This is a genomic window from Streptomyces marinisediminis (assembly GCF_026262575.1).
In the GTDB taxonomy this organism is placed as follows: Bacteria; Actinomycetota; Actinomycetes; order Streptomycetales; family Streptomycetaceae; genus Streptomyces; species Streptomyces marinisediminis.
In genome coordinates, this window is the sequence record NZ_JAPKFL010000026.1 from 58928 (window position 1) to 81904 (window position 22977).

Below are 22977 nucleotides of genomic sequence, written 5' to 3' on the forward strand. Positions count from 1 at the left end.
GTGGTGACACTGCCGGATGACCCGCAGCAGGCGGCTGCGGGCCGGTGGGCAGTGCCCGTCACCTTACCGGCGCAGGGCCCGCCCGTGGAACGACCAACCGGGGATGCCCGTTCCTGGGCATCCCCGGTTGGTTCACGTCATCATGCTCAGACGAGCTCGGTGACGGAGCCGCCGGCGGCGGTGATCTTCTCCTTGGCGGAGCCGGAGACCTTGTCCACGGTCACCGTCAACGCCACGGAGAGCTCGCCGGTGCCCAGCACCTTGACGAGGCTGTTCTTGCGCACGGCACCCTTGGCGACCAGGTCGGCCACGGTGACCTCACCACCCTCGGGGTAGAGGGCGGCGAGCTTGTCCAGGTTGACGACCTGGTACTCGGTGCGGAACGGGTTCTTGAAGCCCTTGAGCTTGGGCAGCCGCATGTGCAGCGGCATCTGCCCGCCCTCGAAGCGCTCGGGAACCTGGTAGCGGGCCTTGGTGCCCTTGGTACCACGGCCAGCCGTCTTGCCCTTGGACGCCTCACCACGACCGACGCGGGTCTTGGTGGTCTTGGCGCCCGGAGCCGGACGGAGGTTGTGGACCTTCAGCGGCTTCTCTTCCTGAGCAGCCATCTCAGTCGACCTCCTCGACCGTCACGAGGTGGCGCACGGTGTGCACCATGCCGCGCACCTCGGGGCGGTCCGCCTTGACGACCACGTCGTTGACGCGCTTGAGACCGAGGGTCCGCAGCGTGTCACGGTGGTTCTGCTTCGTGCCGATCACGGAACGGGTCTGGGTGATCTTGAGCTGAGCCATCACGCGCTCACCCCGGCACGGGCCCGCAGCAGGGCGGCGGGCGCGACGTCCTCCAGCGGCAGTCCACGGCGGGCGGCGATCTCCTCGGGGCGCTGCAGGCCCCGCAGAGCGGCCACCGTGGCGTGCACGATGTTGATCGGGTTGGACGAGCCGAGCGACTTGCTGAGCACGTCGTGGATGCCCGCGCACTCCAGCACGGCGCGCACCGGGCCACCGGCGATCACACCGGTACCGGGGGAGGCCGGCTTGAGCAGCACGACACCGGCCGCCTCCTCACCCTGGATCGGGTGCGGGATGGTGCCCTGGATGCGGGGGACCTTGAAGAAGTGCTTCTTGGCCTCCTCGACGCCCTTGGCGATGGCGGCCGGCACCTCCTTGGCCTTGCCGTATCCGACGCCCACGGTGCCGTCACCGTCGCCCACCACGACCAGCGCGGTGAAGCTGAAGCGACGACCACCCTTCACAACCTTGGCGACGCGGTTGATCGCGACGACCCGCTCGACGTACGCGGTCTTCTCGGCGGCAGCGCCACCGTCCCGCCGGTCCTTACGGTCCCGCCGCTCGCCGCCACCGGCGCCGCCACCGCGGCGCTGGGGTCCAGCCATTGGAATTACCTCTCTCTTTGTCCGCTAGCTACGGAACCGGCTCAGAACTTGAGCCCGGCCTCGCGGGCGGCGTCGGCCAGGGCGGCGATGCGCCCGGCGTACTTGTTGCCACCGCGGTCGAACACGACCGCCTCCACGCCCGCGGCCTTGGCCCGCTCGGCGACCAGCGCGCCGACCTGCTTGGCCTGGGCGCTCTTGTCACCCTCGGCACCGCGGATGGAGGTGTCCATCGACGACGCGGAGGCCAGCGTGTGGCCCGCGATGTCGTCGACGACCTGCGCCACCATGTGCCGGTTGGACCGCGTCACGACCAGACGGGGACGCTCGGCCGTGCCGGAGACCTTCTTGCGGACGCGGATGTGGCGCCGCTTGATGGCGGCCCGCTTGTACGCGTCGCCCTTGGCGATCTTCACGCCGAATGCCATGGCTTACTTACCCGCCTTTCCGACCTTGCGGCGGATGACTTCGCCCTCGTACTTGACGCCCTTGGCCTTGTACGGGTCCGGCTTGCGCAGCTTGCGGATGTTGGCCGCGACCTCGCCGACCTTCTGCTTGTCGATGCCCTCGACCTGGAAGCGGGTCGGCGACTCGACCTTGAAGGTGATGCCCTCGGGGGCCTCGACCAGCACCGGGTGGCTGAAGCCGAGCGCGAACTCGAGGTTCGAGCCCTTGGCCTGGACGCGGTAACCCACACCGCTGATTTCCAGCTTCTTGACGTAGCCATCGGTCACGCCAGTGATCATGTTCGCCACCAGCGTGCGGGACAGGCCGTGCAGGGCCTTGTTCCGGCTCTCGTCGTTCGGGCGGGTGACGACAACAGCGCCGTCCTCGCCCTTGGCGACCTCGATGGGCGCGACGACGGTGTGCGAGAGGGAACCCTTGGGGCCCTTCACGTTGACCGTCCGGCCATCGATGGTGACGTCCACACCGGCGGGAACCTGGATGGGGAGCTTGCCGATTCGCGACATGGCTTTTCCTCCGTTCCCTTCCGTTACCAGACGTAGGCGAGGACTTCCCCACCCACGCCCTTCTTCTGTGCCTGCTTGTCGGTGAGGAGCCCGTGCGACGTGGAGATGATCGCCACGCCCAGGCCGCCGAGCACCTTCGGCAGGTTGGTGGACTTTGCGTAGACCCGAAGACCCGGCTTCGAGATCCGCTTGATACCGGCGATCGAGCGCTCGCGGTTCGGGCCGAACTTCAGCTCCAGGACGAGGTTCTTGCCCACCTGGGCGTCCTCGACCTTCCAGCCGGTGATGTAGCCCTCCTGCTGGAGGATCTCCGCGATGTGCGACTTGATCTTGCTGTGCGGCATCTCGACGGAGTCGTGGTACGCCGAGTTCGCGTTCCGCAGACGCGTGAGCATGTCTGCGATCGGATCGGTCATGGTCATGTGATGGCCTTCGGCCTCTCTCGCCGGGGTTTCCTGTCTGCGCCGTCCCTCTCCCCGCTCGTGGCGGGACGGGTGCGGTGCGGGGACCTACGGCGTAGTAAGCGACTTTGGCGGGCTGTCTGCCCGCGGGCGGTCTGGGGCGGCGGGGCGCCCAACCCACACAGCCTAAGCGATGTGCGGTCGGACGCCCGCCGCCCCGGTGCTCACCGAGAGTCCTGGCGTATCCCGCGCGGGATTACCAGGAGCTCTTGGTCACGCCCGGCAGTTCGCCGCGGTGCGCCATCTCGCGAAGGCACACGCGGCACAGCCCGAACTTGCGGTAGACGGAGTGCGGACGGCCGCACCGCTGGCAGCGGGTGTACGCGCGCACACCGAACTTCGGCTTGCGTGCGGCCTTGGCGATCAGAGCCTTCTTCGCCATATGTCAGTTCTCCTTGAACGGGAAGCCGAGGTGACGCAGCAGGGCGCGGCCCTCCTGGTCGGTGTTCGCCGTGGTGACCACGGTGATGTCCATGCCCCGGACCCGATCGATCCTGTCCTGGTCGATCTCGTGGAACATGACCTGCTCGGTGAGACCGAAGGTGTAGTTCCCGCGTCCGTCGAACTGCTTCGGGGACAGACCGCGGAAGTCGCGGATGCGCGGCAGCGCGAGCGACAGCAGGCGGTCGAGGAACTCCCACATCCGGTCGCCGCGCAGCGTCACGTGCGCACCGATCGGCTGGCCCTCGCGCAGCTTGAACTGCGCGATGGACTTGCGGGCCTTGGTCACGGCCGGCTTCTGACCGGTGATCGTGGCGAGGTCGCGGATGGCGCCCTCGATCAGCTTGGAGTCGCGGGCGGCGTCGCCCACACCCATGTTGACCACGATCTTGGTCAGACCCGGGATCTGCATGACGTTCTCGTAGCGGAACTCGTCACGCAGCTTGTCCTGGATCTCGCCGCGGTAGCGCTGCTTCAGGCGCGGTGCGTTCGTGGTGGTGGCAGCCATCAGATGTCCTCACCGGTCCGCTTGGCAACGCGGATCTTGTTGCCGTCCTCGTCGAAGCGGTAGCCGACGCGGGTGACGACCTTCTTGCCGTCCTGCTCCACGACGAGCTGCACGTTGCTCACGTGGACCGGAGCCTCGGTCGTCACGATGCCGCCGGTCTTGGAACCGCGAGCGGTCTGGCCGGCCTTCGTGTGCTTCTTGACCCGGTTGACACCTTCGACCAGGACCCGGTCCTCGCGCGGGTAGGCCTGGATGACCTTGCCCTGCTTGCCCTTGTCCTTGCCGGTGATGACCTGAACCAGGTCGCCCTTCTTGATCTTCATGCTCACAGCACCTCCGGCGCGAGCGAGATGATCTTCATGAACTTCTTCTCGCGCAGCTCACGGCCCACCGGGCCGAAGATACGGGTGCCGCGGGGGTCGCCGTCGTTCTTGAGGATGACGGCGGCGTTCTCGTCGAAGCGGATGTACGAGCCGTCGGGGCGGCGGCGCTCCTTGACGGTGCGCACGATGACGGCCTTGAGGACGTCACCCTTCTTCACGTTGCCACCGGGGATCGCGTCCTTGACGGTGGCGACGATGACGTCGCCGATGCCCGCGTAGCGGCGACCCGAGCCGCCGAGAACGCGGATGCAAAGGATCTCCTTCGCACCCGTGTTGTCGGCGACGCGAAGCCGCGACTCCTGCTGGATCACGTCTATCTCCTGATCGTCTGCCGGTTCCCGGCAGGGGGCGCCTGGCGGCGGCCCCTGCCGAGCCTGGCGGAACTGTCCAGAAGGCTGCTGCCTTCAGGAATTACTTGGCCTTCTCGAGGATCTCGACGACGCGCCAGCGCTTGGTCGCGGACAGCGGCCGGGTCTCCATCAGGAGGACGCGGTCGCCGACGCCCGCGGCGTTCTGCTCGTCGTGCGCCTTGAGCTTGTTGGTACGGCGGATGACCTTGCCGTACAGCGCGTGCTTGACGTGGTCCTCGACGGCGACGACGACGGTCTTGTCCATCTTGTCGCTGACGACAAGGCCCTCGCGCGTCTTGCGGAAGCCGCGCTCGTTGCCCGCGGCGGAGCCGCTGTTGTTCGCAGTAGCAGTCACATTCGTCTCGCTCATCAGGCGCTCTCCACCGTCTCGATGCCGAGCTCGCGCTCCCGCATCAGGGTGTAGATCCGGGCGATGTCCTTGCGGACGGCCTTCAGCCGGCTGTTGTTCTCCAACTGACCGGTAGCCGCCTGGAAGCGGAGCTTGAACAGCTCCTCCTTGGCCTCACGCAGCTTCACAACGAGCTCCTCGTTGTTCAGCTCACGCAGCTCGCTGGCCTTGGTACCGGCCGCCATCACGACTCACCTGCCTCGCGCCGCACGATCCGGCACTTCATCGGAAGCTTGTGAGCAGCGCGGGTGAGCGCCTCACGAGCAATCTTCTCGTTCGGGTAGGACAGCTCGAACATCACCCGGCCGGGCTTGACGTTCGCGACCCACCACTCCGGCGAGCCCTTGCCGGAACCCATGCGGGTCTCGGCGGGCTTCTTGGTCAGCGGACGGTCCGGGTAGATGTTGATCCAGACCTTGCCACCACGCTTGATGTGACGCGTCATGGCGATACGAGCCGCTTCGATCTGCCGGTTCGTGACGTAGGCGGCCGTCACGGCCTGGATGCCGAACTCGCCGAACGCGACCTCGGTACCGCCCTTGGCCATACCGGTCCGCTTGGGGTGGTGCTGCTTGCGGTGCTTGACCCTGCGGGGGATCAGCATGGCGGTCAGGCCTCCTGTCCGGTGCTCTCAGCCGGAGCGGCGGCGGCGTTCGCCTCGGCCTTGGGGGCCTCGGCGGCGGCCTGCTGCTGCTGCGGCTTGCGGCCACGGCGCTCGCCGCCGCCCCGGCGCGGACGGTCGTTGCCGCCGCGGGAGGGACGGTTGCCGGCGCGCGCGGCGGCGTTCTCGGCACGGACCTCGGCGATGTTCTTCACGTCGCCCTTGTAGATCCACACCTTGACGCCGATGCGGCCGAAGGTGGTCTTGGCCTCGAAGAAGCCGTAGTCGACATTGGCGCGGAGCGTGTGCAGCGGCACCCGGCCCTCGCGGTAGAACTCCGAGCGCGACATCTCGGCACCGCCGAGACGCCCGCCGCACTGGATCTTGATGCCCTTGGCCCCGGCCTTCATCGTCGACTGCATGCTCTTGCGCATGGCGCGACGGAAGGAGACGCGGGAGGAGAGCTGCTCGGCGACGGCCTGCGCCACGAGCTGGGCGTCCAGCTCGGGGTTCTTCACCTCGAGGATGTTGAACTGGATCTGCTTGCCGGTCAGCTTCTCGAGCTTGCCGCGGATGCGCTCCGCCTCGGCGCCGCGGCGGCCGATGACGATGCCCGGACGGGCGGTGTGCACGTCCACGCGCACGCGGTCGCGGGTGCGCTCGATCTCCACCTTGGAGATGCCGGCCCGCTCCATGCCCTGCGTGAGCAGGCGGCGGATCTCGACGTCTTCCTTGATGTAGTCCTTGTAGAGCTTGTCGGCGTACCAGCGGGACTTGAAGTCCGTGGTGATGCCGAGGCGGAACCCGTGCGGGTTAACCTTCTGGCCCATTACCGGGTCCCTTCCTTGGCTCCGACGACCACCGTGATGTGGCTCGTCCGCTTGCGAATCCGGTAGGCGCGGCCCTGGGCGCGCGGACGGAAACGCTTCAGGGTCGGGCCCTCGTCGACGTAGGCCTCCTTGACGAACAGGGTGCTCACGTCGGTGTGGTCGTAGTTGTGCGCGGCGTTGGCGATGGCGCTGTCGAGCACCTTGCCCACCGGCACGCTCGCGGCCTGCGGGGCGAAACGCAGGACCGCCTGAGCCTCCGCGGCGTCCATGCCGCGAACAAGGTCCACCACCCGGCGGGCCTTCATGGGCGTGACGCGCACATAGCGCGCCTGGGCCCTGGCTTCCATGGTTGTCCCTTCGGTGTCAGTCATAGTCGTTGCACCCAGCCGATCAGCGACGACGCGACTTGCGGTCGTCCTTCACGTGGCCGCGGAAGGTGCGGGTCGGCGCGAACTCGCCGAGCTTGTGGCCGACCATCGACTCGGTGACGAACACCGGGACGTGCTTGCGGCCGTCGTGCACCGCGATCGTGTGGCCGAGCATGGCCGGGACGATCATGGAGCGGCGGGACCAGGTCTTGATGACGTTCTTGGAGCCCGCGTCGTTCTGTGCGTCCACCTTCTTGATCAGGTGGTCGTCGACGAAGGGCCCCTTCTTGAGACTGCGCGGCATCGAAAACCCGCCTCCTAGCGCTTCTTGTTCGTCTTGCGGCGGCGGACGATGTACTTGTTGCTGGCCTTCTTCGGCGAGCGCGTACGTCCTTCCTTCTGGCCCCACGGGGACACCGGGTGGCGACCACCGGAGGTACGACCCTCACCACCACCGTGCGGGTGGTCGATCGGGTTCATGACGACGCCGCGGACGGTCGGGCGCACGCCCAGCCAGCGCTTGCGGCCCGCCTTGCCCCAGTTGATGTTCGACTGCTCGGCGTTGCCGACCTCGCCGACGGTGGCGCGGCAGCGGACGTCGACCAGGCGGATCTCACCGGACGGCATGCGCAGGTGGGCCATGGAGCCCTCCCGCGCGAGGAGCTGCACGGCGGCACCCGCGGAGCGGGCGAACTTCGCGCCGCCGCCGGGCCGCAGCTCGATCGCGTGGATGGTCGTACCGACCGGGATGTTGCGCAGCGGCAGGTTGTTGCCCGGCTTGATGTCGGCCCCGGGGCCGTTCTCGACCCGGTCGCCCTGCTGGATGCCGCGCGGCGCGAGGATGTAGCGCTTCTCGCCGTCGGCGTAGTGCAGCAGCGCGATGCGCGCGGTGCGGTTGGGGTCGTACTCGATGTGCGCGACCTTGGCCGGCACGCCGTCCTTGTCGTGCCGACGGAAGTCGATCACGCGGTAGGCGCGCTTGTGGCCACCGCCCTGGTGGCGGACGGTCACACGACCGGCGTTGTTACGGCCGCCCTTGCTGTGCAGCGGGCGGACCAGCGACTTCTCCGGCGTGGACCGCGTGACCTCGACGAAGTCGGCGACGCTGGCGCCACGACGGCCAGGAGTCGTCGGCTTGTACTTGCGGATACCCATTTCTCAGTCCTCGTCCGATATCGGACGGCTCCTGTCCCCGTTAGGAGACCGGGCCGCCGAAGATGTCGATACGGTCGCCCTCGGCGAGGGTCACGATGGCGCGCTTGGTGTCCTTGCGCTTGCCGAAACCGGTGCGAGTGCGCTTGCGCTTGCCCTGCCGGTTGATCGTGTTGACCCCGGTGACCTTGACCGAGAAGACCGCCTCGACGGCCTGCTTGATCTGGGTCTTGTTGGCGCGCGGGTCGACGATGAACGTGTACTTGTTCTCGTCCAGCAGCGCGTAGCTCTTCTCCGAGACCACGGGCTTCAGCAGCACGTCACGGGGGTCCGTGAAGGTGGTGCTGGTGACCGTGGCGGCCGCGGTGGCGGTGGCCTCGCTCATCAGGCGTTGCTCCCTTCGAGCTCGGCCTCGGAGGCGACGGCCTTACCGGCCTTGGCGGGCCCGGCGACGAAGGCGTCGTAGGCGGCCTTGGTGAAGACCACGTCGTCGGAGACGAGCACGTCGTACGTGTTCAGCTGGCCCGGCTCCAGGATGTGCACCTGGGGCAGGTTGCGGGCGGACAGCCACGCGGCCTCGTCGGCCCGGTCGGCGACCAGGAGCACGTTCCTGCGCTCGGTCAGCTTGCCGAACAGGGTCTTGGCGGCCTTGGTGGAGGCGTCGCCCTCGACCACGCCGGTCACCACGTGGACGCGGTCGTGCCGGGCACGGTCGGAGAGGGCACCGCGCAGGGCGGCGGCCTTCATCTTCTTCGGCGTCCGCTGGGCGTAGTCACGCGGCACGGGACCGTGCACGGTGCCACCGCCGGCGAACTGCGGCGCGCGGGTCGAGCCCTGACGGGCGCGGCCGGTGCCCTTCTGGCGGTACGGCTTCTTGCCACCGCCGCGGACCTCGCCACGGGTCTTGGTCTTGTGCGTGCCCTGACGGGCAGCGGCCAGCTGTGCGACGACGACCTGGTGGATCAGCGGAACGCTGACCTTCGCGTCGAAGATCTCCGCGGGGAGCTCGACGGTCCCGGCCTTGTCGCCTGCCGGCGAAAGGATGTCAATGGTGCTCATCTACCTCAGGCCCCCTTGGCCGCGGTACGGACCAGGACGAGGCCGCCGTTCGGACCGGGGACGGCGCCCTTGATGAGCAGCAGTCCCTTCTCCGCGTCAACGGCGTGGACGGTCAGGTTCTGGGTGGTGACCCGCTCGTTGCCCATGCGGCCCGCCATGCGCATGCCCTTGAAGACACGGCCCGGCGTGGCGCAGCCACCGATGGAGCCGGGCTTGCGGTGCACGCGGTGCGCGCCGTGGGACGCCTTGCCGCCGTGGAAGCCGTGACGCTTCATGACACCGGCGGTGCCCTTGCCCTTGGACTTGCCGGTCACGTCGACCTTGAGACCGGACTCGAACACCTCGGCGGTGATCTCCTGGCCCAGCGTGTACTCGGACGCGTTCTCGGTGCGGATCTCCACGAGGTGGCGCCGGGGCGTGACGTCCGCCTGGGCGAAGTGGCCCTTGAGGGGCTTGTTCACCTTGCGCGGGTCGATCTCGCCGAAGGCGATCTGGACGGCGCCGTAGCCGTCACGGTCTGCGGTGCGCACCTGGGTGACGACACAGGGCCCGGCCTTGACGACGGTTACCGGGACGACACGGTTGTTGTCGTCCCAGACCTGGGTCATGCCGAGCTTCTCGCCCAGGAGGCCCTTGATCTGCTTAGCCATCTTCCCGCACCCCTCAGAGCTTGATCTCGATGTCAACGCCGGCCGGAAGGTCCAGGCGCATCAGCGAGTCAACGGTCTTGGGCGTCGGGTCGAGGATGTCGATCAGACGCTTGTGGGTGCGCATCTCGAAGTGCTCGCGCGAGTCCTTGTACTTGTGCGGCGACTTGATGACGCAGTACACGTTCTTCTCAGTGGGCAGCGGCACCGGGCCCGCGACCGACGCACCAGTGCGCGTCACCGTCTCGACGATCTTCTTCGCCGAGTTGTCGATGACCTCGTGGTCGTAGGCCTTGAGCCGGATGCGGATCTTCTGTCCCGCCATGGCTACTTCGTAGTCCTGTCTCTCGTAACGCTCTGGAACCCGGCGGCTCCGTGGTTCCACCCGGCACCTCGACCCACGCGGTCGGGCGTGTCGTGTTCCCTCTCGTACTTCTCCGTGGCCGGAGAGGTCCCTCGGGGAAGGAACCGGGGGAAGAAACCCACCGGGTGCCTGGTTAAAAGCCCCTCCCGCGCTTCCCGGAAGATTCCCGTACTTCCGCTCCTGACGAGGAGCGACGAGTACCTGGGACTCGCTTCCAGTCCTCCCGGCGGGAGGCGCACAGCATCGGCACTCAACCGAGCAACCGGAACAGTGTGCCATACAGGACAGAGCCGTCGCCAATCGGCCGCGGGGCCCTCACGTCGGCCACCGGCCGGACCCGCTCCGGGGCGACGGCACCGGGCGGACACCCCGCGGGCCGCCGACGCGCTCGCCGCGCGCGGTGGGCGCTGGACGCCGGGTTCGCCGTCGCGCCCCGCCCGCGTCCGCGCACCTGCCCGGGGACCGTGCACGCGCTCCACCCGGAACGTTACCCGGCTCCGCACACCGGCATGCCTGCCCACCCCGGCCAGTTCTCCACACCGCCCCACCCCGGCCACGACCGCCCGCGCGGCACGAGCGCGGGCCGACACGCGGACGCGACCGCGCACTGGGCGCGACCGTGCGCTGGGCGCGACCGCGCACGGCGCGATCGGCGCGGACGACGGCCGGAGCCGAGCGCGGCCCGGGTCGGTACGGAACCGGTCAGCCGGGGCCGGGGCGTGGCCAGCCGGGACGGCCCGACCGGCGCGACGGACGGCGTCGGCGCGGCCCGGCCCGGGCACAGCGACCCGGGGCCGGGACGGGGTCGCCCGAGGCGGCGGCCGGTCCCGGCACGGCCGGGCGGGCATGACTGGCCGGGTCACGTCGGCCGGGGCGTGGTCGGCCGGAGCCGGGCGCGGCCGTGCCGGGACGACAGGGTCGACCCTGGCACGCTCGGCCCGGGGCGGCCAGCCTGCTCACGGCGGTCGTCCGCGACCCGGGTCCACCTCGCGGCGCACGGCTGGCCGGGGCGCGGCCGGGCGCGGTCACCGGACCGGCAGCGACCCCGTCAGGGCCGCATCGCCATCCGCCTCCGGCCGTGGCCCGAAGATCCGGCGGTCACCTTCCGCGATCGGCACGTCGTTGATGCTGGCCTCCCGGCGGGACATCAGCCCCTGCTCCGTGAACTCCCACAGCTCGTTGCCGTAGCTGCGCCACCACTGCCCGGCGGCGTCCCGGCACTCGTACTGGAAGCGGACGGCGATCCGGTGCGGCCCGAAGCTCCACAGCTCCTTGCGCAGCGCGTGATCCAGCTCGCGGCGCCACTTCGCGCGCAGGAACGCGACGATCTCCTCGCGGCCCCGCAGGAACGCGTCGCGGTTCCGCCACACCGAGTCCTCGGTGTAGGCGAGCGCGACGCGCTCGGGGTCCCGCGTGTTCCACGCGTCCTCGGCGGCCCGCACCTTGCGTCGGGCACCGGCCTCGTCGAACGGCGGCCGTGGCTCCATGGCGTGACTCCTCCCGCAACCGGGAGAACGATCGTTCTCCCGTCGTTGACCCTACCCTAGAGAACGATCGTTCTCACCGCCAGGGGAGCCCATGACCGACGACGCCGACACCCGCGCCCGCCTGCTCGACGCCGCCGAGGAGCTGTTCTACGCGCGCGGCGTCCAGGCCGTGGGCATGGACGAGCTCCGCGCCGCGTCCGGGCTCTCGCTCAAGCGCCTGTACCGGTGCTTCGCGTCCAAGAACGAGCTGGTCGCCGCCTACCTCCGACGCCGGGACGCCCGCTGGCGGGCCGACCTGGCCGCCTACGTCACCGCCCACGCCGCCACCCCCGACGCCGCGCCGCTCGCCGTCTTCGACTGGCTGCACGCCTGGTTCGCCGCCCCCGGCTTCCGGGGCTGCGCCTTCGTCAACGCCGTCGGTGAGCTGGGCCCCGCCTCGGCGGACGTGACCCACGCCGCCCGCGAGCACAAGCGGGCACTGCACGCCTACCTCACCGGGCTCGTCCGCCCCCTGGGCGTCGCGGACCCGGCCGGCCTGGCCACCCAGCTCGCGATCCTCGTCGACGGGGCGATCAGCAACGCCGCCCTCACCGCCGACCCGTGCACCGCCCCCCAGGCCCGCGCCGCCGCCCACACCCTCCTGACCACCACCCCGCACACCTGACCCTCCCCGCCCACACACACCGCCGCAGGGACCCCGGCTCAGCGCCGCACCCTCGCGCACGGCCAGCACGGCGGCGCCCCGGCACGGCGGCAACCCAACCGACCCGGCAACGGGCAACACCCCCGGCGCGGGCGGGCACCGGCTCGGCACGTTGGGTCCGAGACGTTGGGTTCGAGCACAACCGCAGCAGTGCGGCCCCCGACCGCTGAAGTGCACGGAGCGGGGGCCGAGGCCCACGGATGGTCGGGACCTGCTCCGGACCACGACCTTCACCCGACGCCGCCGCAGGCCAAGCACCCCTACGCCACCAGCCACTCCCCCGCGCTGGACGCCCCCACCTCGCGACAGCGCCACCAGGAAGAACAGAAGGCCGGGCCCCACGTACCGGCCGCCCGGAGACTGCCGACCCCTGCTCGAACGCACGCGAACTCAGCGACGGGCCGACACGAACCCGGCCCGCGCACCCCGCGAGACCACGAGACTCCGACCAGCCACGCCCTTGACAGCCCACACGTGGCCGACGCCGATAACGGCAGGCGCGACTCCCACGCAGTCGGCGTCATGCTCGTCGCCGCTGTGGCTGCGCTTGCACCACACCAGCTCCGTGAGGCCGATCAGCTCCGTGCGACGTAGGCCACGAACTCGCCCCATGCTCCGGAGGACAGCTTGAGCTGCGGACCGTCCGCAGCCTTCGAGTCGCGGACGTGGACCGCACAGGTAGCGGCGGCGACCTCGACACAGCTTGAGTCGGGTTCGCTGTTGCTGTAGCTGCTCTTGAACCACGCCAGTTCAGCAGCGGGTGCGGACTTGTCGCTCATGTTTCTCCCAGCAGCTTCTCGATGAACTCCAGCGACTCGCGGGGTGTGAGCGCCTGGGCTCGGATAATCCCATACTGAATCTCCAGGCGTTGCACCTCCCGCGCGTCTGGGATGGACCGCGCGTAGCCATGGACCTCAACGTGGCCAAGCGTACGGCCGTTGCGAAGCTTGAGCAGCTGCAGCGGGCCGCCCATCCCCGCATGGTCTGTACGGTTGGTCGGCATCACCTGAAGCTCGACGTTGCGCAACTCTCCGATTTCAAGCAACCGCTTCAGCTGCTCACGGTGTGCCTCGCGTTCCCCAAGCGGGCGCCGAAGCGTCACTTCCTCCTGTACGAAGCCAAAGACCGGCGCCCCTGGTTGCCCGAGGATCGACTGCCGCGCGATTCGTCCCGCAACGCCCCGCTCAACCACCTCATCACCGAGGAACGGTCGACGCATACGGAAGAGCGCCCGCGCATGCGTCTCCGTCTGCAACAAGCCATGAAGGTTATGGTTCTCGTAAGCGTTGATCTCCACGGCCTCGCCCTCCACGCGCGCCAGGCTTCGTACCTTGCGCGGGTAGCGGGCCTCCGCGACCTCCTTGACCATCGCCTTGATCTTGCCGCCGGCGCCCAGCACCTCGTCCGCGCGTTCCAGCAGGTTCGGCTTCGGCAGGCGTCTGCCGCGCTCGACCGCCGAGATCATCTCCTCGCTGTAGCCGAGCGCGGTGCCCAGCTCGGCCTGGGTCATCCCGGCGTCCTCGCGCCACAGCTTGACCTGGCGGCCGACCGCGCGCATCAGCGCGCCGGAGTCGTCCTCCAGGCCGTCGTCCAACAGGCCGTCATCGTCCATAACCGCCCACCTCCGTCGTGCCGTACGCAACGCCGCCGGACGGCGCCCGGTCACCCCGGACAGCCCGGACAAGACCCCGGCAACGCCCGGACCGTTCACCCTCCGTGCGGGCCGCGTCACTGTTCACGGTACGTCCGGGCACGGACAGTGAGACAGGTGAACGCGAAAATCACCACCACGACCGAGAGCCGAGCACCGGTGCGGCAGTTCACCGTGCTGCTTTCCGCCACCCGGCGCGGGGCGCGGCTCGCACGGCTGCTGACCGTCGCGCACCTGGGCTCCTGGGGGCTGCCGAGCGAGCGCGCCGCGCACGTCGTCGCGGAGCTGGCGGCCAACGCCGTCCTCCACGGCCGCGTGCCGGGCCGGGACTTCCGGCTGGACCTGGCCGTCACCGGCGCCACCCTGCGCATCGAGGTCACCGACACCCGGGGCGACCGGCTCCCGGCCACCGACGCGGAACCGCCCACCGACGTCGCGGAGTCCGGCCGCGGCCTGCTGCTCGTCGCCGCGCTCTCCGACCGCTGGGGCGTGCGCACCGGCCCCGTGCCGCGCAAGACGGTCTGGGCCGAACTCACCCTGCCCCACTGACCACCGCCACACCCGCCGTCGCCACCCACGCGCCGACCCGCCCTGCCCCAGCCTCCCGCCCGACTGCCCGCCGACAGCGTGCAAAGCCGACGTCCGACGGCCTCCCTCCACCACCCCGAGTACGTCGCGTCCGCATGGCCAAAAGCACTCCTTTCGAACCCGCTGGCGAGCGAACTCGCTTACAGTGCGCCCAAGTTGATGCGACGGCTTGGGGTGGGGCATGTCATTCGACGAGGAGTGGGCTCAACTGACGCAGGCGGCTCACGAGCGGCTGCGTCGCACCGAGGAGGCAGCCCCCGGGCACCGCCTGAACCTCGCCGGCCACGATCCCGGCAGGGGCTACCCGACTCGACCCGATCTCTCGCTGGACGACGCGCCCATTCGCGTCAAGGCGAACGATCTGCGCACGGTCACCTCCGACGGCCGCAAGAACGCGAAACTGGCTGACGCGGCGGCGGCGGGAACCTCGCACGCGTCGTGGCTGGCCGGAGCGGCGAGCGACGACTGCGTCACCGCATGGCAGGGACGGCTCAAGGAACTGAGCGATCTGGTCGAGGACGGCGCCGACTCGCTGAACAAGGCCATGGACATGCACATCAGCGGAGACGAGTCCGTGGCGGCGGAACTCGTCGCGGCGGCACGCTGGCTGGACCGCGCCTGATGGTCGTCAACGTCTCAGATCTCCAGGCGGCCGACCCAGCGGCATGGCGGAACGCCGCGGACGACGCTGTCGCCGCAGCGAAGCAATGTGACCTCATCGGCGCCTACGCCCGCGACGAGGTCGCGTCCACGTTGGAACAATGCTGGGTGGGCGACACCGGGACAGCGGCCCGCACCCGCTTCGTGAAACACGCCGACGACTTCGAAGCCGCCAAGCGGGTGCTCAACAAGCTCGCCGAAACCTACGACGGGTTGGCCGACGACATCACCACCGCCCAACGCAACCTGAACAGCGCCCTCGACTACGCGAGGAAACACGGCCTGTCATGGGACGACAGCGGCCGCCTGCAATCCGAGGTACCCGTTCTCTCGCCCCCGGGGCCGGACGAGAGCGACGAACCGTTACGGCACGCGCAACCGCTGATAGACGAGGCGCTCGCCAAGGCCAACGAGGCCGACTCGGCAGCGGCTGTGATGCTGCGCACGATCGAAAACCTCACGCACGTATCCGATCCCGACACGGTCGCCGAAGCGCTGAACACGACCAGCCCGATATCGATCGCCATGCGCCTGAGCGGCGGACTGGACGGCCTGCACTCGATCAACGTCCCGCCTCACGTACTGGCTTCCGTCGACCGGGCTGCGACCGAAACAGGCATCAGCAGACGCCTCCTCCTGGCCATTCTCTGGCAGGAGCAGCAGTGGTACCAGAACTTCAACCCCAGCCTCAAAGGCCCTGTCGCCTCGTTCGGACGCTTCTTCAACTGGACGCTGGCCGAAACCCTCAAGCCGGACAAGTCGCTCGGCATCACACACATCAAGCTGGATACCGCAAGAGAGGTGTTGGAAACCTACAAGGAAGTATTCGTTCTACCGAATGGCAACTACGTAAAAGAATTTGATGACGCGGAGCTCGCAAAGTACATCGAGGTGAATCCTGGCGAAGCCGTGAGGATGAGCGCCTACCATCTTCTCGACATTCGCAAGGACAGCAGCTACGGCGCAGAGGGCGACAAGGAACTTCTCATACTGTACGCCGCAGATACACCTGCAGTGCGTGAGTCGAACGAAATGTACGGCGAGGATTCCGACGAGCGCGGCGGGGCCATCAAACCTCGGGGAAAGGCCTACGACGACATACTGCCGCATATTGACGACGCGATACTGTGGAACAACTTGAGTGAACGTGAGCGACAGAATGCGCTACAGCAGTTGGAAGATCAACTGGAGTCCGGTGAGCGCGCCGCGATCGACCCGATCTTCGGTCCGGACGCGATCGCGGAAAAGGCGCCAACAGAGCCCGCGCCGATACCGCCTGCGGAGAGCCGGAGACCAGATGCCGTTCCGTCACCGAGCCCCGGCCCAGCCCCGCACCCACTCGAAACGGGTTGACGCGCGGCGCCTGACGCTGATCGTCGGAGTGCTGCTGGCCATCAGCACACTCGCAAGCTGCATCGGCCGCGGAGGCGAGCCGCCACCAGACGTGCCGTTGCCCGCCCACGTACCGACACAGCCCGTGTACCGGACCGCGGACGCCATCGTGGAGACCCTGGACGACGCCGGGATGCCGTGTGAGGTCCTGCGGCGGCGGGGAAACCCGTACAACCAGGGCTCGGGCCTCGACTGCGCGCTGGACGGTGGCATCACGTTCGTCATAGAGATCAGCGTCTCTGATCCCGCCACGTATGACCGGGACGCCCTCGGCACCTCGGTCGACTCACGGCGCAGGGGCACCGCAAAGCAGACGGTCGTGGTGGCCGGCAACTGGCTGGTGAACGTGCAAGGCCTGGGCCGGTCGTACGCCCCGCGCATCGCCGACGCCCTGGGCGGCGTCGTCCTGGAACCGATCGGCAAGAAGCCGGTCCCGGAATACCCACTGCCCGAGATCCCCGACCACCCCCGCTACGCCAACGTGCACGAACTCGCCGACGCACTCGACTCGGCCGCGGGCTGCACCTCCCGCGAGGAGATGCCCACCGGACCACTCAAATGCGACACCGGCTCCGCCGCCACCCGCGACCTCAACTGCGCCACACTGTTCGTCGTCCCAGACACGAAAACCCGCGACCTGGTCCTACGCGACAGCATGAAATGGAAAGGCGTACCCAAAGTGATGGTCTCGGCAGGAAACTGGGTCATCTCCTTGTGCGACTACAGCCTCGGAACCCGAGTAGCCCAGGCACTCAACGGCACACTCGTCACCTACGACGGCAACTGACACCCACCGCGCACACCCGAACTCCCGTGACAGCCCGACGGCATCCGCGCGGTGATGGACGCGGCCCCGCTCAGCGGCCGCAGCCACAGGCCGACGCGAAGCTACGGGCGGGCCTCCCAGGCGGCGGTCAGGGCGTCCACCGGGTCGGCGGCAGAGGGCGCGCAAGGCCACCACGCGCCGTCGTCACGGACGTAGGGGTACCACCTCCCGTCCGGCCCCAGGCGCAGTTGCACACCGCTGTGCTCGGCGGTGAGCCGGTTCCGCCACGTGCGCACCGGAGGCGGGGTGCCGCCCGGCGCCGCCATGTCCGCCAGCGCGTCGGCGACGGCGTGCCGAGCCACGGCCAGGGTGGTGCGTTCCGGTGTCCAGACGTCCTCGCAGGCCGCGAGTCCCGGAAGGCCGCCGTGTCGCCAGGCACGGGTGCGCCGGGCCAGTTCCAGGGGACGCAGGCCGGTCCCGCTGACCAGGCCGTGGAAGTACTCCGGGCTGCGGTGCGTCGTCGTCAGTCGCACGGCGTCCTGGCGCACGGTCAGCCCGAGGGAGGTCACGTCCCCGGTGAGCAGCTCGCGCGCCCGGCCGGCGGTGTCGGCGATCAGCGTCGCGAGGCCGTCGGCCGTCAGTCCGCTGTCCGGTGGTGGGTCCTCCAGAGGAAGGGGCGCGCACCGATCGACCGCGGCGGGCGGGTCGGTCGTCCCCGGTTCGGCGGTCGGGCGCGGGAGTTGTGCCCACCGCGCGTAGGCGGCAGCGGCGGGCACTCCGGCCGGTGCCTCGGGCGCGCCCGTGCCGACCGGAGCACGGCGACGCTCCAGTTCGCCGAGCACCTGCCGCCGGGTACGCCCCCGCAGGGCGAAGAGGGCGAAGGGGTCGTGGTCGATCGTCGCGGCGACGGCGTAGCACAGCGCCGCCGCGTGCTTGCACGGACGCCCCCAGTCGGGACAGGAGCACGAGGGCTCCAGCTCGTCGGGGCGGGGCAGCAGGGGGCTGTCCGCCGCCTCGGCGGCGTCGGCCAGGAACCGCGGCATCTCCCCGTCCAGCAGCGCCGCCATGTGCGCGGCCACGGCGGCGGTCGCCGCCAGCAGCCTCTCCCACTGCGCGTCGCTCAGCACCGGCAGGCGGACCGCTGTGCGGTACGGGTGGTAGTCGCTGCCCCGCACGTCGGCGCGGAGCACACCGGCGCGGACGGTGACCTCCTCCACGGCGCCGGCCCGGGCGTAGGTCCGGCCGCGCGAGAGCCGTCCGGCGTCCAGCGTCGAGCCCTCCAGCGCCTCCACCCAGGCTCGACCCCACCAGGTCTCGGCGAACGCCCGCCCGCGCCGCGTCGGGCGACGTCCGGCGGCGGGGCCGCGCGGGCTCACGCGGTACCGCCCAGCGCGACGAGCTCGGCCAGCTCCGCGTCCCCGAGTTCGGTCAGCGCGGCCTCCCCGGAGCCGACGACCGCGTCGGCCAGCGCCCGTTTGGTCTCCAGCAGGCGTGCCACCTTGTCCTCCACGGTGCCCTCGGTGACCAGGCGGTGCACCTGCACCGGGCGGTCCTGCCCGATGCGGTACGCCCGGTCGGTCGCCTGGTCCTCCACCGCCGGGTTCCACCAGCGGTCGTAGTGCACGACGTGCGTCGCACGGACGAGGTTCAACCCGGTGCCGGCGGCCTTGAGCGACAGCAGGAAGACCGGGTTCGCCCCGGACTGGAAACGTTCCACCAGCTCCTCCCGGCGGGCCACGGGGGTACCGCCGTGCAGCAGCAGCGGCTCGTGCCCGCGTGCCGTCAGGTGTGCCTCGATCAGCCGTGCCATCGCGACGTACTGGGTGAACACCAGCACGGACTCGCCTTCGGCGGTGATGGTGCCCAGCAGTTCGTCGAGGAGCTCCAGCTTGCCGGAGCGGCCCCGCAGCGGCCCGGGCTGACGCAGGTACTGCGCCGGGTGGTTGCAGATCTGCTTCAGCCCGGTGAGCAGCTTGAGCACCAGACCGCGCCGCGCGATGCCGCCGGACTCGGCGATCCGCGCCATCGTCTCGCGCACGAGGGCCTCGTACAGCGACGCCTGCTCGGCGGTGAGGGCGACGACCCGGTCCGTCTCCGTCTTCGGCGGCAGCTCCGGGGCGACACCCGGGTCGGATTTCCTGCGTCGCAGCAGGAAGGGCCGGACGAGCCGGGACAGCCGCGCCGCGGCCTCCGCCGACTCCTCCGCCTCGCCGCCCTCCGCCGTCCGGGCGTAGCGTTCGCGGAAAGCGGCGAGCGGGCCGAGCAGGCCGGGCGTCGTCCAGTCCAGGATGGCCCACAGTTCGGACAGGTTGTTCTCCACCGGCGTGCCGGTCAGCGCCACCCGCGCCCTGGCCGGGACGGCACGCAGCTCGCGGGCGGTGGCCGAGTGCGGGTTCTTCACGTGCTGCGCCTCGTCGGCGGCCAGCAGCCCCCAGGGCACTTCGGCCAGTGCCTTCCGATCGCGCCGCAGCACTCCGTAGGTGACGAGGACGACCTCGTCCGCCGCGACGGCGTCCAGGTGCCGTTCTCCCCCGTGGTAGCGGCGCACCGGCGTGCCCGGCGCGAACCTCTCCACCTCACGCTGCCAGTTGCCCAGCAGCGAGGCGGGGCAGACGACCAGTGCGGGACCCGCGCTGGCCGGCCGGCCCTGCCGGTGCAGGTGGAGGGCGATGAGGGTCACCGTCTTGCCCAGGCCCATGTCGTCGGCGAGGCATCCGCCCAGGCCCAGCTCGCACATGTCGGCGAGCCAGGTCAGGCCGCGCCGCTGGTAGTCGCGCAGGGTGGCCGTGAGCTTCGGTGGCTGCGGCACCACCGGGCGCGCCTCCCCGGCGCGGACCCGGTCCACGAGTGCGGCGAACGCACCCGCCGGGGCGCAGGGGACGGCCTCGCCGTCGGCCGTTGCGGTGCCGGTGAGCGCGGCGGTGAGGGCCTCCATCGGCCCCAGCGGCCGCAGCCTGCGGCGTCTGGCGCGGGCCACCAGCGCCGGATCGGCGATCACCCACTGGTCGCGCAACCGGACCAGAGGGCGCCGGGAGTCGGCCAGCTCGTCCATCTCGGCCTCGGTGAGCGGCGAGCCGCCCAGCGCGATCCGCCACCGGAAGTCCAGCAGTGTGTCGGCGTCCAGCAGCCCGGGTGCCGTGGAACCCGGCGCCCCGGGCCCGCCGATCTCGGCGGTGGCCGTCAGCTCACGGACCACCTCCCGGGGCCAGTGCACGTCGATCCCCGCACCGCGCAACGCGTCGGTGGCGTCGCCCAGCAGCTCCAGCGCCTCCTCGTCCGACAGCGACAGTGCCTCGGGCGCCCGCTCGTCCAGCAGCCGGCTCAGGGGCGACCAGACGCGTGCGCCCCGCCGCAACCTCACCAGGCATTGCGACTGGGCGTGCGGACCGAGCCGGTGCCGCGCCTCCCCCGGATCGGACCACAGCCGCGCCGCGTCCAGCACCAGCGACGGATCACCGGTCGCGTGCACCTGGACCACCGCGCGGAACGCCTGCCGACGGGCGGTCGGCGACTCGACGCGCAGGCTCACGCCCACCTCGTCCGCCAGCGCGGCCTCCGTGCGCGCCGCCCAGTCGGCCAGCCGCGGGGCGGGGAGCACGGCGTGCCGCACGTACGGGGCCTGGCCGTGCGCGAGCGGCGCCGCGGGCGTACGGCACAGCGCGTCCGCGACCGCGTCGCAGAACTGGCCGACCAGGGCCTCCGGGTCCGCGATGCGCACCGGCGGCGGCCCCGGCACCGGCACGCAGTGCGCGTGCGGTGGAAAGGCGGCGGCCAGTTCCCGCACGGCCCGGCGGGTGGCGGCCTCGCGCGGGCCCACGCGCCACGCGTCGTGCCCGCCCGGGCTCAGTGCCGGGTAGAGCCGCCCCTCGGCGACCAGGCGCAGCGCCAGACGCCCCGCCCGCGCCCAGGCCACGGCGGACGGATGCGCCGGCTCGTGCCCGTCCGCGCCCAGCCCGCGCACCAGTCCGGCGACCGCGACGGCCGGAGGCACCGCGAAGCCCCGCACGCCGCGACGCCGCACGCTACGAGGGCCGTGCGGCAGGACCAGTTCGGCCTCGGCGGGTTCCACACCGGGCGGCAGCGGCGAGGACGGCTCCGCGAGCACGCTCCCCGGGGGCCGCCACAACAGCAGCCGTCCCGCCCGCGGCGGGTCGTCCGCCAGGAAGACCGCCGCCCAGCCACCCCGCAGCGCCCCGGCAAGCCACTCGGTGCTGCCGGGCGACGCCAGCGCCCCGTCCGGGCCCTCCACCGCCTGCACCCCCCACCGCGCCATATCCCCGCTGCCCCTCGCCACGCTCGCCGTACCGCCGGGGTAAAAGCACCACAGCACGTCGCCGAAAGGCAAACGGAGACAGGAGCGGCCCCCGGCCACCCCGTGTACACCTGGCACACCACCGGCCGACAACCCCCGTGCGGCGACCCGCTGGCGCCCCCGCCCGCACCCGGACGCGACCAACGGCGTCCCCGTACAAGAAATACCCTGCACTTTTACATTACTGCCCGACCCTGCAAATGCCGTACGCAGACGAGTGGTCATCGCCCGCCCGGTCGGCTTCCTCCGATAGAGCGCTAGCTGGGGCAGCCGAGCTCGCGCTTGGCACCGGCCATATAGTCCACCGCGAAACGCTCCAGATTCGTGCGTGATGCGTGCGCGGTCGCCCCTCCCGGGGGCGGCACCTGCATCGTGGCGATGATGTGAGGGCGCTCCGGCAGGCCACACTCAGCGAGAATCATGACGTAGTCGTCATCCAGGGCACCACGTCCCGGGAACTCCAGAGAGATTTCCTCTCCGTTCGAGAACTTGGTCGGTGCTGCCTCGACGGGGGAATAGAGCTTCTCCTCGGTACCGAACGCAATCCGCACCGCGGGCCGACCGTCCACGAGCAGGCCACACACTCCGTACCTCCGGGTCAGCGGCTCCCCGTACCCCGAGACCTTCTCCCCCGCCGGCAAGACCGCCCTGACAACAGCCTGGTCCAAGGCCACACCGCACACCCGCTCCGGCACCGCGTACGGCTCATCCCCGGACGTGCACCCCACCGTTCCCACCAGCACGGCCAGACCCAGCACCCACCGCGCGGCACCGGGCCAACTCTTCGCCATCCATCCGCGCGTACTCCCCACCGCCACCACACCTCCTGTAAAGAACTCGCGCCACTCCGCCCTCAAAGGCGGGCGGCCGTGGCGCGCAGGACGCCCGGAAAGCGCTAGCCGGGGCAGCCGAGCTCACTCTTGGCACCGGCCATGTAAACCACCGCGAAACGCTGCAAATCCGCGCGTGGCGCCGTTTCAGGGCCTCCGCCCGGAGGCGACACTAGTACATTGCTGATGAGGTTGGGACGCTCCGGTAGACTACACGCGGCGATGATTTTCGCGTTGTCGTCGTCCACACCGCCATGCCCGACGAAGTCCAACGTAATCTCATCACCGTCCTCGAACTGGTGTGAATACTCTTCCAGCGGGTGGTAAAGCTCAAACTCCGTACCGAAGGTGACCCACAACTCCGGCTCACCATCCACCACCAGGGTGCAGTAATTGAACTTCGCCGGAAGAGGTTTCCCTGTCTCTACAAGTTCTTCGCCTTCCGGTAGAAGGGAGCGAACGACCTCCTCTTTCATTTCCACACCGCACACCCGCTCCGGCACCGCGTACGACTCATCCCCGGACGCGCATCCCGCCACCCCCACCAGCGCGGCCAGACCCAGCGCCCACCGCGCGCCACCGGGCCACCTCTTCGCCATCCATCCGCGCATACTCCCCACCGCCACCACACCTCCTGAAAGAACTCGCGC

The 22977-nt window shown here is 70.1% G+C and carries 33 protein-coding genes; 5 read left to right on the top strand and 28 right to left on the bottom strand.

Annotated features, from left to right (window positions below; genetic code table 11):
• Window positions 1–146 precede the first annotated feature (146 nt).
• The 22 genes from rplO to OSB71_RS19705 form a co-directional block, all read right to left on the bottom strand.
• The gene (gene rplO / locus OSB71_RS19600; protein WP_265949814.1) at window positions 147–608 is read right to left on the bottom strand and encodes a 50S ribosomal protein L15; all 462 of its coding nucleotides are present in this window, start codon (window positions 606–608) and stop codon (window positions 147–149) included.
• Window position 609: 1 nt separating this feature from the next.
• Window positions 610–792 carry a 50S ribosomal protein L30 gene (rpmD, locus tag OSB71_RS19605; RefSeq protein ID WP_219091103.1) on the bottom strand — a complete coding sequence of 61 codons (183 nt, stop codon included), beginning with the start codon at window positions 790–792 and terminating at the stop codon, window positions 610–612.
• Window positions 792–1397, bottom strand: a complete 606-nt coding sequence (gene rpsE / locus OSB71_RS19610) for a 30S ribosomal protein S5 (protein WP_265949817.1) — start codon at window positions 1395–1397, stop codon at window positions 792–794. The genes rpmD and rpsE overlap by 1 nt, the downstream gene beginning before the upstream one ends.
• Window positions 1398–1438: 41 nt before the next feature.
• Window positions 1439–1822 (bottom strand): 50S ribosomal protein L18, encoded by a 384-nt coding sequence (gene rplR / locus OSB71_RS19615; protein ID WP_265949818.1) that lies wholly within the window; start codon window positions 1820–1822, stop codon window positions 1439–1441.
• Window positions 1823–1825: 3 nt separating this feature from the next.
• Window positions 1826–2365 (bottom strand): 50S ribosomal protein L6, encoded by a 540-nt coding sequence (gene rplF / locus OSB71_RS19620; protein WP_265949820.1) that lies wholly within the window; start codon window positions 2363–2365, stop codon window positions 1826–1828.
• A 23-nt stretch (window positions 2366–2388) separates the two neighbouring features.
• The gene (gene rpsH / locus OSB71_RS19625) at window positions 2389–2787 is read right to left on the bottom strand and encodes a 30S ribosomal protein S8 (protein ID WP_265949822.1); all 399 of its coding nucleotides are present in this window, start codon (window positions 2785–2787) and stop codon (window positions 2389–2391) included.
• A gap of 235 nt (window positions 2788–3022) precedes the next feature.
• Window positions 3023–3208: a type Z 30S ribosomal protein S14 gene (locus OSB71_RS19630; RefSeq protein ID WP_003956452.1), complete on the bottom strand. Its 186-nt coding sequence runs from the start codon at window positions 3206–3208 to the stop codon at window positions 3023–3025.
• A 3-nt stretch (window positions 3209–3211) separates the two neighbouring features.
• A complete protein-coding gene (gene rplE / locus OSB71_RS19635) occupies window positions 3212–3775 on the bottom strand; it encodes a 50S ribosomal protein L5 (protein WP_265949830.1) in 564 nt (187 codons plus the stop codon).
• Window positions 3775–4098, bottom strand: coding sequence for a 50S ribosomal protein L24 (gene rplX / locus OSB71_RS19640; RefSeq protein ID WP_265949832.1), 324 nt, complete (start codon window positions 4096–4098; stop codon window positions 3775–3777). The genes rplE and rplX overlap by 1 nt, the downstream gene beginning before the upstream one ends.
• Before the next feature lie 2 nt (window positions 4099–4100).
• Window positions 4101–4469, bottom strand: coding sequence for a 50S ribosomal protein L14 (rplN, locus tag OSB71_RS19645; RefSeq protein WP_265949834.1), 369 nt, complete (start codon window positions 4467–4469; stop codon window positions 4101–4103).
• Between the two features lie 100 nt (window positions 4470–4569).
• Complete coding sequence (rpsQ, locus tag OSB71_RS19650; RefSeq protein ID WP_265949836.1) at window positions 4570–4878, bottom strand: 30S ribosomal protein S17; 309 nt, start codon at window positions 4876–4878, stop codon at window positions 4570–4572.
• Window positions 4878–5102, bottom strand: coding sequence for a 50S ribosomal protein L29 (rpmC, locus tag OSB71_RS19655; RefSeq protein ID WP_265949838.1), 225 nt, complete (start codon window positions 5100–5102; stop codon window positions 4878–4880). Before rpmC ends, rpsQ begins: the two co-directional genes overlap by 1 nt.
• The gene (gene rplP, locus OSB71_RS19660) at window positions 5102–5521 is read right to left on the bottom strand and encodes a 50S ribosomal protein L16 (RefSeq protein WP_265949839.1); all 420 of its coding nucleotides are present in this window, start codon (window positions 5519–5521) and stop codon (window positions 5102–5104) included. The genes rpmC and rplP overlap by 1 nt, the downstream gene beginning before the upstream one ends.
• A gap of 5 nt (window positions 5522–5526) precedes the next feature.
• Complete coding sequence (gene rpsC / locus OSB71_RS19665; RefSeq protein WP_265949841.1) at window positions 5527–6348, bottom strand: 30S ribosomal protein S3; 822 nt, start codon at window positions 6346–6348, stop codon at window positions 5527–5529.
• Window positions 6348–6695 carry a 50S ribosomal protein L22 gene (rplV, locus tag OSB71_RS19670; RefSeq protein ID WP_265949874.1) on the bottom strand — a complete coding sequence of 116 codons (348 nt, stop codon included), beginning with the start codon at window positions 6693–6695 and terminating at the stop codon, window positions 6348–6350. Before rplV ends, rpsC begins: the two co-directional genes overlap by 1 nt.
• Window positions 6696–6738: 43 nt before the next feature.
• Window positions 6739–7020, bottom strand: coding sequence for a 30S ribosomal protein S19 (gene rpsS, locus OSB71_RS19675; RefSeq protein WP_055485903.1), 282 nt, complete (start codon window positions 7018–7020; stop codon window positions 6739–6741).
• A 14-nt stretch (window positions 7021–7034) separates the two neighbouring features.
• The gene (rplB, locus tag OSB71_RS19680) at window positions 7035–7871 is read right to left on the bottom strand and encodes a 50S ribosomal protein L2 (RefSeq protein ID WP_219091093.1); all 837 of its coding nucleotides are present in this window, start codon (window positions 7869–7871) and stop codon (window positions 7035–7037) included.
• A gap of 40 nt (window positions 7872–7911) precedes the next feature.
• Complete coding sequence (gene rplW / locus OSB71_RS19685) at window positions 7912–8253, bottom strand: 50S ribosomal protein L23 (protein WP_265949843.1); 342 nt, start codon at window positions 8251–8253, stop codon at window positions 7912–7914.
• Entirely contained in the window at window positions 8253–8927 is a 675-nt protein-coding gene (gene rplD / locus OSB71_RS19690) for a 50S ribosomal protein L4 (protein WP_265949844.1), read from the bottom strand. The genes rplW and rplD overlap by 1 nt, the downstream gene beginning before the upstream one ends.
• A gap of 5 nt (window positions 8928–8932) precedes the next feature.
• Window positions 8933–9577, bottom strand: coding sequence for a 50S ribosomal protein L3 (rplC, locus tag OSB71_RS19695; RefSeq protein WP_265949846.1), 645 nt, complete (start codon window positions 9575–9577; stop codon window positions 8933–8935).
• Between the two features lie 13 nt (window positions 9578–9590).
• Window positions 9591–9899, bottom strand: coding sequence for a 30S ribosomal protein S10 (gene rpsJ / locus OSB71_RS19700; RefSeq protein ID WP_016473429.1), 309 nt, complete (start codon window positions 9897–9899; stop codon window positions 9591–9593).
• 1064 nt (window positions 9900–10963) lie between these two features.
• Window positions 10964–11425: a nuclear transport factor 2 family protein gene (locus OSB71_RS19705; RefSeq protein WP_265949855.1), complete on the bottom strand. Its 462-nt coding sequence runs from the start codon at window positions 11423–11425 to the stop codon at window positions 10964–10966.
• Between the two features lie 91 nt (window positions 11426–11516).
• Between OSB71_RS19705 and OSB71_RS19710 the strand changes: the two genes are divergently transcribed.
• Complete coding sequence (locus OSB71_RS19710; RefSeq protein WP_265949856.1) at window positions 11517–12089, top strand: TetR/AcrR family transcriptional regulator; 573 nt, start codon at window positions 11517–11519, stop codon at window positions 12087–12089.
• A 614-nt stretch (window positions 12090–12703) separates the two neighbouring features.
• On the opposite strand, the gene OSB71_RS19715 is transcribed toward OSB71_RS19710, so the two are convergent.
• Together OSB71_RS19715 and OSB71_RS19720 are read right to left on the bottom strand one after the other, a co-directional pair.
• On the bottom strand, window positions 12704–12907 hold the full coding sequence (locus OSB71_RS19715) for a DUF397 domain-containing protein (RefSeq protein WP_265949858.1): 204 nt from the start codon (window positions 12905–12907) through the stop codon (window positions 12704–12706).
• Entirely contained in the window at window positions 12904–13740 is an 837-nt protein-coding gene (locus OSB71_RS19720; protein ID WP_265949859.1) for a helix-turn-helix domain-containing protein, read from the bottom strand. The genes OSB71_RS19715 and OSB71_RS19720 overlap by 4 nt, the downstream gene beginning before the upstream one ends.
• A gap of 156 nt (window positions 13741–13896) precedes the next feature.
• Here OSB71_RS19720 and OSB71_RS19725 point away from each other — a divergent pair, with 156 nt between their 5' ends.
• The 4 genes from OSB71_RS19725 to OSB71_RS19740 all read left to right on the top strand — a co-directional run bounded on the left by OSB71_RS19725 (window position 13897) and on the right by OSB71_RS19740 (window position 17206).
• On the top strand, window positions 13897–14328 hold the full coding sequence (locus OSB71_RS19725) for an ATP-binding protein (RefSeq protein WP_265949861.1): 432 nt from the start codon (window positions 13897–13899) through the stop codon (window positions 14326–14328).
• A 220-nt stretch (window positions 14329–14548) separates the two neighbouring features.
• Window positions 14549–14989, top strand: coding sequence for a hypothetical protein (locus tag OSB71_RS19730; protein WP_265949862.1), 441 nt, complete (start codon window positions 14549–14551; stop codon window positions 14987–14989).
• A complete protein-coding gene (locus tag OSB71_RS19735) occupies window positions 14989–16380 on the top strand; it encodes a hypothetical protein (RefSeq protein ID WP_265949864.1) in 1392 nt (463 codons plus the stop codon). The genes OSB71_RS19730 and OSB71_RS19735 overlap by 1 nt, the downstream gene beginning before the upstream one ends.
• 28 nt (window positions 16381–16408) lie before the next feature.
• Window positions 16409–17206 (top strand): hypothetical protein, encoded by a 798-nt coding sequence (locus tag OSB71_RS19740; protein ID WP_265949865.1) that lies wholly within the window; start codon window positions 16409–16411, stop codon window positions 17204–17206.
• 101 nt (window positions 17207–17307) lie between these two features.
• Here OSB71_RS19740 and OSB71_RS19745 read toward each other — a convergent pair whose 3' ends face one another.
• The 4 genes from OSB71_RS19745 to OSB71_RS19760 form a co-directional block, all read right to left on the bottom strand.
• Window positions 17308–18477, bottom strand: coding sequence for an SWIM zinc finger family protein (locus OSB71_RS19745; protein ID WP_265949867.1), 1170 nt, complete (start codon window positions 18475–18477; stop codon window positions 17308–17310).
• 80 nt (window positions 18478–18557) lie between these two features.
• Entirely contained in the window at window positions 18558–21458 is a 2901-nt protein-coding gene (locus tag OSB71_RS19750) for an SCO1167/SCO6262 family helicase (RefSeq protein ID WP_265949868.1), read from the bottom strand.
• A gap of 296 nt (window positions 21459–21754) precedes the next feature.
• Entirely contained in the window at window positions 21755–22288 is a 534-nt protein-coding gene (locus OSB71_RS19755; RefSeq protein WP_265949870.1) for a hypothetical protein, read from the bottom strand.
• 104 nt (window positions 22289–22392) lie between these two features.
• The coding region (locus OSB71_RS19760) for a hypothetical protein (protein ID WP_265949871.1) at window positions 22393–22977 on the bottom strand (585 nt) is incomplete at its 5' end.

Coding starts and splice junctions, on each gene's coding strand:
- rplB (WP_219091093.1), bottom strand. CDS start 7,871: ATGGGTATCCGCAAGTACAAGCCGACGACTCCTGGCCGTCGTGGCGCC.
- rplE (WP_265949830.1), bottom strand. CDS start 3,775: ATGGCTGCCACCACCACGAACGCACCGCGCCTGAAGCAGCGCTACCGC.
- rplR (WP_265949818.1), bottom strand. CDS start 1,822: ATGGCATTCGGCGTGAAGATCGCCAAGGGCGACGCGTACAAGCGGGCC.
- rpmC (WP_265949838.1), bottom strand. CDS start 5,102: ATGGCGGCCGGTACCAAGGCCAGCGAGCTGCGTGAGCTGAACAACGAG.
- rpsS (WP_055485903.1), bottom strand. CDS start 7,020: ATGCCGCGCAGTCTCAAGAAGGGGCCCTTCGTCGACGACCACCTGATC.
- OSB71_RS19750 (WP_265949868.1), bottom strand. CDS start 21,458: ATGGCGCGGTGGGGGGTGCAGGCGGTGGAGGGCCCGGACGGGGCGCTG.
- rpsJ (WP_016473429.1), bottom strand. CDS start 9,899: ATGGCGGGACAGAAGATCCGCATCCGGCTCAAGGCCTACGACCACGAG.
- OSB71_RS19755 (WP_265949870.1), bottom strand. CDS start 22,288: ATGGCGAAGAGTTGGCCCGGTGCCGCGCGGTGGGTGCTGGGTCTGGCC.
- rplX (WP_265949832.1), bottom strand. CDS start 4,098: ATGAAGATCAAGAAGGGCGACCTGGTTCAGGTCATCACCGGCAAGGAC.
- rplP (WP_265949839.1), bottom strand. CDS start 5,521: ATGCTGATCCCCCGCAGGGTCAAGCACCGCAAGCAGCACCACCCCAAG.
- OSB71_RS19735 (WP_265949864.1), top strand. CDS start 14,989: ATGGTCGTCAACGTCTCAGATCTCCAGGCGGCCGACCCAGCGGCATGG.
- OSB71_RS19710 (WP_265949856.1), top strand. CDS start 11,517: ATGACCGACGACGCCGACACCCGCGCCCGCCTGCTCGACGCCGCCGAG.
- rplF (WP_265949820.1), bottom strand. CDS start 2,365: ATGTCGCGAATCGGCAAGCTCCCCATCCAGGTTCCCGCCGGTGTGGAC.
- rpsE (WP_265949817.1), bottom strand. CDS start 1,397: ATGGCTGGACCCCAGCGCCGCGGTGGCGGCGCCGGTGGCGGCGAGCGG.
- rpsH (WP_265949822.1), bottom strand. CDS start 2,787: ATGACCATGACCGATCCGATCGCAGACATGCTCACGCGTCTGCGGAAC.
- OSB71_RS19720 (WP_265949859.1), bottom strand. CDS start 13,740: ATGGACGATGACGGCCTGTTGGACGACGGCCTGGAGGACGACTCCGGC.
- rpmD (WP_219091103.1), bottom strand. CDS start 792: ATGGCTCAGCTCAAGATCACCCAGACCCGTTCCGTGATCGGCACGAAG.
- rpsC (WP_265949841.1), bottom strand. CDS start 6,348: ATGGGCCAGAAGGTTAACCCGCACGGGTTCCGCCTCGGCATCACCACG.
- OSB71_RS19730 (WP_265949862.1), top strand. CDS start 14,549: ATGTCATTCGACGAGGAGTGGGCTCAACTGACGCAGGCGGCTCACGAG.
- rplD (WP_265949844.1), bottom strand. CDS start 8,927: ATGAGCACCATTGACATCCTTTCGCCGGCAGGCGACAAGGCCGGGACC.
- rplW (WP_265949843.1), bottom strand. CDS start 8,253: ATGAGCGAGGCCACCGCCACCGCGGCCGCCACGGTCACCAGCACCACC.
- OSB71_RS19715 (WP_265949858.1), bottom strand. CDS start 12,907: ATGAGCGACAAGTCCGCACCCGCTGCTGAACTGGCGTGGTTCAAGAGC.
- rplV (WP_265949874.1), bottom strand. CDS start 6,695: ATGGAAGCCAGGGCCCAGGCGCGCTATGTGCGCGTCACGCCCATGAAG.
- OSB71_RS19630 (WP_003956452.1), bottom strand. CDS start 3,208: ATGGCGAAGAAGGCTCTGATCGCCAAGGCCGCACGCAAGCCGAAGTTC.
- rplO (WP_265949814.1), bottom strand. CDS start 608: ATGGCTGCTCAGGAAGAGAAGCCGCTGAAGGTCCACAACCTCCGTCCG.
- rpsQ (WP_265949836.1), bottom strand. CDS start 4,878: ATGAGCGAGACGAATGTGACTGCTACTGCGAACAACAGCGGCTCCGCC.
- rplC (WP_265949846.1), bottom strand. CDS start 9,577: ATGGCTAAGCAGATCAAGGGCCTCCTGGGCGAGAAGCTCGGCATGACC.
- OSB71_RS19705 (WP_265949855.1), bottom strand. CDS start 11,425: ATGGAGCCACGGCCGCCGTTCGACGAGGCCGGTGCCCGACGCAAGGTG.